The organism is Mycobacterium sp. TH-M116, from assembly GCF_057473685.1.
Map to the genome: position 1 here is coordinate 1 of NZ_JBYCLC010000393.1, position 7,538 is coordinate 7,538.

Sequence of the window (7,538 nt, forward strand, 5' to 3'; positions counted from 1 at the left end):
TGTGCGCGCAACCCCCGGCGTGCCCAGTCGACCCGCCAGCCAGGGCAGCGCGGCCGCGAAGGCCCGGTCCGCGAACGGCCAATCGTGCTTGCCCGGCTGGGGGACCACCGCGCAGTCGATTCCGTTGGCACGGCCGGACACACAAAGCGCATAGGCCGCCGCGGTCTGGTTGCCGGGATCGGCGGCCGCTTCCCGCGCCGCGCGACGGACTGCGCCGCTGTCTGCCGGCACGGCGTCGCGGCGCGGCGGCGGGCCAACCGAGGAAATCGTGAACCAGCCGGCCACGTCGCGGTACGGCCCGTGCCGCGCGATCACCGTGGTCGGGTCGAATGCCGCCCAGGCGTCGGCATCGCCGCCGAACAGCCTGGCGACGGTCTGGGCCTTGTTGCCGGCGTTCGGGGAGAAGTCGCCGGCAACGTCGAGGAAGGCGCTGAACATCTCGGGATGCATGACGGTCAGGTCCACCGCGCAGGTTCCGCCCATGGACCAGCCCGCGACACCCCATCGAGACCGATCGGGGCTGACGCCGAAATTCGCAACCATGTAGGGCACAACATCTTTGGTCAGATGGTCGGCGGCATTTCCGCGAACGCCATTGACGCATTCGGTGTCGTTGTTGAAAGCGCCACCGGAGTCGACGAACACCAACACCGGCGCCTTGCCGTCATGCGCGGCCGCGAAGTCGTCGATCGTCTTGACCGCGTTGCCCGCCCGCATCCAGTCCGCGGGTGTGTTGAACTGCCCCCCGATCATCATCACCGTCGGCAACGGTGGCGGCGGGCTGCTGGCAAACCACTCCGGCGGCAGGTAGACCAGCTCGCCGCGGTGCTTGAAATGGGATGCGTCCGAGGGGATGACCGCCGGCAGCACGGTGCCGTGCGGTGGTCGGGCCCCCTTGTTTGCCATCGCGGTGACGGTGGCCCGGTCGGCCTGATCGGGCAGCGGGCCGGAGATGACCTGGCTCCACGCAGACTGCACCGTCGGGAAGTAGCCAACCCACACGTTGAGCACCAGCGCCGTGCTGAGCGCACATAGCGGCACGGCTACCAGCGCCACGCCACGCCGCCATCGCCGCGCGCTGCCCCAGCCCAGGATCAGCACGGCCACGGCCATGCCGGTCAACGTGATCCAGAGCCACAGTGCTGAGGGCGCGGGGTCCTCGGAGAGACCGCGGTCAACGATGTACCAGTGTGTGAGGTAGGCCGCCACCCCACCGACCAGGACCGCCGCCGGCAGCCACACCGCCCGCCAGCGCCGTGAGCGCCAGCCGACGGCAAGCGTCAGCGTCACCGCGGTTGCCACCTGGATCGTCGTCGGCACCCAGCCATGCATCAACGAGATATGACCGGTGGCGAGCAACCGGTCCGTGGCATCGGTCATCGACGCTGTCACATGGTCCAGTGTGAGCCATTGTTAACTCGCCCGGAACATATTCATCCACGTGTCGGACTGGCTGGCAGGTCCGCCTGGGGCTAAGGCGGGCCTAATACCGGTCTAATGCGGCTTTGCCAGCGGGAACGGCAGCGTCTCGCGGATGCTGCGGCCGGTGATCAGCATGACGACGCGGTCGATGCCCATCCCCAGCCCGCCGGTCGGCGGCATCGCATACTCCATGGCCTGCAGGAAGTCCTCGTCGAGCTGCATGGCCTCGGGATCTCCGCCGGCAGCCAGCAGCGACTGCTCCTGCAAGCGGCGCCGCTGCTCGACCGGGTCGGTCAGCTCGCTGTAGGCGGTGCCCAACTCCACCCCCCACGCCACCAGATCCCACCGCTCGGCGACGCCGGCGCGGCTGCGGTGCGGCCGGGTCAACGGCGACACCGACGTCGGGAAATCGGTGTAGAAGGTCGGCGCCTCGGTGTGCTGCTCGACCAGGTGCTCGTAGAGCTCGAGCACCACCGCGCCGGCATCCCAGTGCGGTCGGCAGGGGATGCGCGCAGCGTCGCACAGCTTGCGCAGCGCGGCCAGGGGCGTGTCGGGGTCGATGTGTTCTCCGAGCGCTTCGGACAACGCGTCGTGCACTGTTTTCACCGGCCATCTACCGGAGATGTCGACCGGTTCGAGGCCGGCTCCGTGGGCGCCGCCGCGGGGTCGCATCGCGATCTGCTCACCATGGGCTGCCTCGGCGGCATTCTGGATGATTTCGCGGCAGGCGTCGATCCATACCGCGTAGTCGGCATGCGCCTGGTAGGCCTCCAGCAGGGTGAACTCCGGGTTGTGGCTGAAGTCGGCACCTTCGTTGCGGAACGCCCGGCCCATCTCGAACACCCGCTCCATGCCGCCGACGCACAACCGCTTGAGGTAGAGCTCCGGCGCGATGCGCAGGAACAGGTCCATGTCGTAGGCATTGATGTGGGTGACGAACGGACGCGCGGTGGCGCCGCCGTGGACCTGCTGCAGGATTGGGGTCTCGACCTCGATGAATCCTTTGGCGCACAATGTGTCCCGCACCGAGCGCACAATTCTGCTGCGTGCCGTGATCAGCTCGCGTGACTCGGGATTGACCGCCAGGTCGACGTAGCGCGTCCGCACCCGCGCCTCCGGGTCGGTCAAGCCTTTCCACTTGTTGGGCAGGGGCCGTAGGCACTTGCCCACCATCCGCCAGTCGTGCACGAGCAACGAGCGGGTGCCCTTTTTGCTGAAACCCATGTGCCCTGTCACCTCGACCAGGTCGCCGAGGTCGACCGCGCCGGTGAAGTCGGCGTTGCGCCCGCGGACCAGGCGCGAATTGTCCAGCAGCACTTGGATTTCGCCTGACCAGTCGCGTAGCTGGCAGAAGATGACTCCGCCGTAGTCGCGGATGCGCAGGATCCGTCCCGCCACCGAGATGATCTCCCGGTCGTGCGCGTCGTGCGCGTCGTGCGCGTCGAGCGCGTCGAGCGCCCGGGCAATCGTGTGGCTGGGGGGAGACCCGACGGGGTAGGCGTCCACGCCGCTGCGCTGCAGCATCTCCAGCTTGGCGAGTCGCACCCGCACCTGTTCGGGCAGGTGGGCCCAGTACTCGTCGGTGTCCGCGCGTCGCAGGCTGCGGACGTCGGGCGCCGACCCGTCGGGATGCAGCAACCCGGACTCGACCAGCCGGGGCGGCACGGCCGGGTGGTGACCCGTATGCGTCTCGTCGCGCCGGCTGAACGGCAACACCAGGAAACCTTCGGCCATCGCCGAAGCGACCCCGACCCGCGGAATCAGCCGCGCGTCCTCGTAGCAGGCGTAGCGGGGGACCCATTCGGGGTGGTATTTGACGTTCGAGCGGTACAGCGTCTCCAGCTGCCACCACCGGGAGAAGAACAGCAGGAAGCCGCGCCACAGCCGGGCAATCGGGCCGGCGCCGAGTTGGGCACCCTGTTCGAACGCCGAACGGAACATCGCGAAATTCAGGGAGACCCGGGTGATGCCGAGTTGTTCGCCGTTGAGGGTCAACTCGCTGACCATGAGCTCGATGGTTCCGTTGGGGGAGTGCGGGGCACGGCGCATCAGGTCCAGCGAGACGCCGGTGGTTCCCCACGGGACCAGGGAGAGCATCGCCACGACGTCGCCGTCGCGGTCGAGCGCCTCGACCAGCAGACAGTCCCCGTCGGCGGGGTCGCCGAGCCGGCCCAGCGCCATCGAGAAGCCGCGCTCGGAGGCGGTGTCGCGCCACGCGTTGGCGCGTTCGATGGTCTTGGTCATCTCGTCGGCGGGGACGTCGCGATGCCGCCGGATCCGCACCGTGAGTCCCGCCCTGCGGGCCCGCGTCACCGCCTGGCGCACCCCGCGCATGTCCGGCCCGGACAGCCGATAGTCGGCGGTCCGCAAAATGGCCTCGTCGCCCAGTTCCAGCGCGTTGAGGCCGGCCTCACGATAAGCCCGGGCTCCTTCGGAACTGGCGCCCGTCACGCCGGGCGCCCAGCCGTATGCCTTGCAGAGGCTCAACCACGCGTTGATGGCCTGCGACCAGGCCCTCGGGTCACCGATCGGGTCGCCGCTGGCCAGGCAGACCCCCACCTCGACCCGGTAGGTGATGGCGGCGCGGCCGCTGCTCGCGAACACCACCGATTTGTCGCGCCGCGTCGCGAAGTATCCCAGGGAGTCGTCCTTGCCGAACAACTCGACGAGCCCGCGGATGGCGGACTCGTCCTGCCCGGTGAGCGCGTTCTCGGCCCGCTGGGACTGGAAGAGCACGATCGTCGCCGCGATCAGCGCGAGCGCGCCGAACAACCCGAAGATGGCGTTCAAGATCAGGTGTGGCCGGCCGGTGAACAGGTCGGGATCGGCCAAGGCGAAGCCGATCACTCGGTTGACCACGTAGGGGAGCCGGTCTTGGCGCGCCAGTGATCCGGGCCAGAGCTCGACCAGGCCCCAGGAAACCAGGATCCCGATCGCGCCGGCGGCGAACAGCACCGCGGCCGCCTTGAACAGGGCGCCCCTGCGGACCTTGGCCCAGAATTCCCGGTACGCCAGAACAAGGACGACGGCCGCCACGACGTGCGCCGCGAACCCCAGGTTTTCGCCGAAGATCTCGGCGGGGCTGTTGTCGCCCGCGGCGATCTCGGCGGCGTTGAGCGCCGCGGAAAGGACCATGTTTCCCAGCAGCAGTGCCCAGGCGATGCGCTTGCGGGCACTCAGCGCGGCGGCCAGCAATGCCAACACGAACGACCAGGCGATGCTGGTGTCGGGGAAGTTGAACAGGTAGCTGTTGATGAACTCCCGCGGCACCCTGATCAGCACGCGGACCAGCGGCGACACGCTGGCCACCAGCGAGACCGTCGCGATGACGCCGACGGTCCAACCGGCGGCCGCCGGTACCCAGTGATAACGGGAAGCCGACTGGCTGCCGGAACGCGGCGAAACGACAGTCACAGACCGCGAGGATATTCGTTCAATCCGGGAAAAGCCTCGCGAAGCGCCCGGCACGGCTCATGGAGTTCGGTGACGCTGCGCCCGGCCCGGCGTGTGCCGCCGACACGCGCAAGTGCGGGGAAAAGCTCCGGTGCTGCTAGACTCGGCTGCGCGACCATCCCGGCGAACGCCAGGAACGTTAAGTGGAGTCCCACTCCCACCGCTGGCCGAAAGAATTGACAAGGCTCAGCGGTCCGGTCACAGGCACTCTCGGTGCCTGTTCCGCGGTGACGCGGGCGGCGTGACAGCTCTCGCCGCGATCGGTCGGCATGGGCCCTGCTGAGGCAGGGCTTTTTTGCTGATGGTGTGGTTCTCCCCTTGCGAATCCGGACTGCCCAGGCGCTGGTCGTGACTACCCGACAACGCCCACCCAGGGAGGCCCCATCAGCACTGAGACCCGCGTCAACGAGCGCATCCGCGTACCTGAAGTCCGATTGATCGGCCCAGGGGGAGAACAGGTAGGCATAGTGCGCATCGAAGACGCACTGCGCGTCGCCGCGGACGCCGATCTCGACCTCGTCGAAGTTGCGCCGAACGCCAGACCACCGGTCTGCAAGATCATGGACTACGGCAAGTACAAGTACGAGGCGGCGCAAAAGGCGCGCGAATCCCGCCGGAACCAGCAGCAGACCGTCGTCAAAGAGCAGAAGCTGCGGCCCAAGATCGACGACCACGACTACGAGACCAAAAAGGGCCACGTAGTGCGCTTCCTGGAGGCGGGGTCGAAGGTGAAAGTCACCATCATGTTTCGCGGACGTGAGCAGTCGCGGCCCGAGTTGGGCTATCGGCTGCTCCAGCGGCTGGGTTCGGACGTCGCCGAATTCGGATTCGTCGAAACGTCGGCCAAACAGGACGGCCGCAACATGACGATGGTGCTGGCACCGCACCGGGGCGCGAAAACCCGCGCCAGGGCGCAGTATCCGGAAGGGCCGGGGGCCGGGCCGGCCCCGGCTGCCGACGGAAGCGCTGACCCCGCGCCTTCATCCAACTGACCTGACACCTGGACAGCACACCAGCAGAACGGGAGAGACATGCCCAAGGCCAAGACCCACAGCGGTGCGGCAAAGCGGTTCCGGCGCACCGGGACCGGAAAGATCGTCCGCCAGCGCGCCAACCGCCGGCACCTGTTGGAGCACAAGCCGACCAAACGGACTCGGCGGCTGGACGGCCGCACGACCGTTTCAGCCAACGACACCAAGCGTGTCAACTCGATGCTGAACGGCTGACCATCGAACCGGGCCGGTCCGCGACCCGGCGCCGGTACCTGACCAGTTACATCCGAGCGAGAGTAGGAACATCTCATGGCACGCGTAAAGCGCGCGGTCAACGCCCACAAGAAGAGGCGCAGCATCCTGAAGGCCTCAAAAGGCTATCGGGGCCAGCGCTCCCGGCTCTACCGCAAAGCCAAAGAGCAGCAGCTGCATTCACTGAACTACGCCTACCGCGACCGTCGGGCGCGCAAGGGCGAGTTCCGTAAGCTGTGGATCTCGCGGATCAACGCGGCCGCGCGCGCCAACGACATCACCTACAACCGGCTGATCCAGGGACTCAAGGCCGCGGGCGTCGACGTGGACCGCAAGAACCTCTCCGACATCGCGATCACCGACCCCGCGGCGTTCACCACGCTCGTCGGGGTGGCGCGGGCGGCGCTGCCCGAGGACGTCAACCGCCCGTCGGGAGAGGCTGCCTGAATCCGGGCACCTTCGGTGCTGACCGAACGCTCGGCCCGCGTGGTCGCTGCGGTCAAACTTCACCGCCATGTCGGCCGCCGGCGCGCCGGGCGGTTCCTGGCCGAAGGCCCTCACCTGGTCCAGGCCGCCGCGGCCCGGGGACTGGCCCGGGAGGTCTTCGCCACCGAACCGGCCGCTCAACGGCATGCCGCGCTGGTCGACGCGCTGGATTGCCCGGTCCACCTTGTCACCAAGCGGGCCGCGAAGGCGCTCTCGGACACCGTCACGCCGGCGGGGCTGATCGCGGTGTGCGAACTGCCGGAAACGAGGATCGAGGACGTGCTGGCCGCCCGGCCGCGGCTGGTCGCGGTGGCCGTGGAGATCAGTGAGCCGGGCAATGCGGGCACGCTGATCCGCATCGCCGACGCGATGGGCGCGGGAGCAGTGCTTTTCGCCGGCCGCAGCGTCGACCCGTACAACGGCAAATGCCTGCGGGCGTCTGCCGGCAGTGTGTTCTCGGTGCCGGTCGTCGTCGCTCCCGACGCCCACGACGCCCTCGCGGCACTGCGCGGCGCCGGCCTGCAGGTGTTGGCCACCGCGCTGGACGGTGAGACGCGTCTGGACGACGCCGACCGGGTGCTCAGCGCGGCGACGGCATGGCTGTTCGGGCCGGAATCCCAGGGCCTGCCGGCCGAGTTCGCGGCGGCCGCGGACCACCGGGTGTGCATCCCGATGGCGGGCGGCGCCGAAAGCCTCAACGTCGCCGCCGCCGCGGCGATCTGCCTCTACGAGAGCGCACGCGCCTTGGGTCTGCTGGCGCGTTCGTAGAAGAACCCAGGTGGCGGCGCGACCGCGCCAGAGCAGCCGACGCGGTGTGACACCGGCGTGAGCACGTCCCTCGCTGCGACGTGTGACACACCTGTAGCGAGTCTCGTTGCCTGCCTCTGCGCGGAGCACCTAACGTAAGACGAGTGGAAGTCGCGCCGCGCGATC

General features: G+C 68.6%; 6 protein-coding genes. 4 read left to right on the forward strand and 2 right to left on the reverse strand.

Going from position 1 to position 7,538, the window contains the following annotated elements; translation table 11 throughout:
- On the reverse strand, positions 1-1,380 hold a 1,380-nt coding region (locus AC2VOK_RS20445), incomplete at its 3' end, for an alpha/beta hydrolase (protein WP_428902075.1).
- A gap of 114 nt (positions 1,381-1,494) precedes the next feature.
- Positions 1,495-4,836 (reverse strand): bifunctional lysylphosphatidylglycerol synthetase/lysine--tRNA ligase LysX, encoded by a 3,342-nt coding sequence (lysX, locus tag AC2VOK_RS20450; RefSeq protein WP_428902073.1) that lies wholly within the window; start codon positions 4,834-4,836, stop codon positions 1,495-1,497.
- Positions 4,837-5,258: 422 nt separating this feature from the next.
- On the opposite strand from lysX, the gene infC reads away from it, so the two are divergent.
- The 4 genes from infC (at position 5,259) to AC2VOK_RS20470 (ending at position 7,373) form a co-directional block, all read left to right on the forward strand.
- A complete protein-coding gene (infC, locus tag AC2VOK_RS20455) occupies positions 5,259-5,867 on the forward strand; it encodes a translation initiation factor IF-3 (protein WP_421529969.1) in 609 nt (202 codons plus the stop codon).
- A gap of 39 nt (positions 5,868-5,906) precedes the next feature.
- Entirely contained in the window at positions 5,907-6,101 is a 195-nt protein-coding gene (gene rpmI, locus AC2VOK_RS20460; protein WP_407687902.1) for a 50S ribosomal protein L35, read from the forward strand.
- A 75-nt stretch (positions 6,102-6,176) separates the two neighbouring features.
- Positions 6,177-6,566, forward strand: a complete 390-nt coding sequence (rplT, locus tag AC2VOK_RS20465) for a 50S ribosomal protein L20 (protein ID WP_421529967.1) — start codon at positions 6,177-6,179, stop codon at positions 6,564-6,566.
- A 15-nt stretch (positions 6,567-6,581) separates the two neighbouring features.
- Positions 6,582-7,373 carry a TrmH family RNA methyltransferase gene (locus tag AC2VOK_RS20470; protein ID WP_428902074.1) on the forward strand — a complete coding sequence of 264 codons (792 nt, stop codon included), beginning with the start codon at positions 6,582-6,584 and terminating at the stop codon, positions 7,371-7,373.
- Positions 7,374-7,538 lie beyond the last annotated feature (165 nt).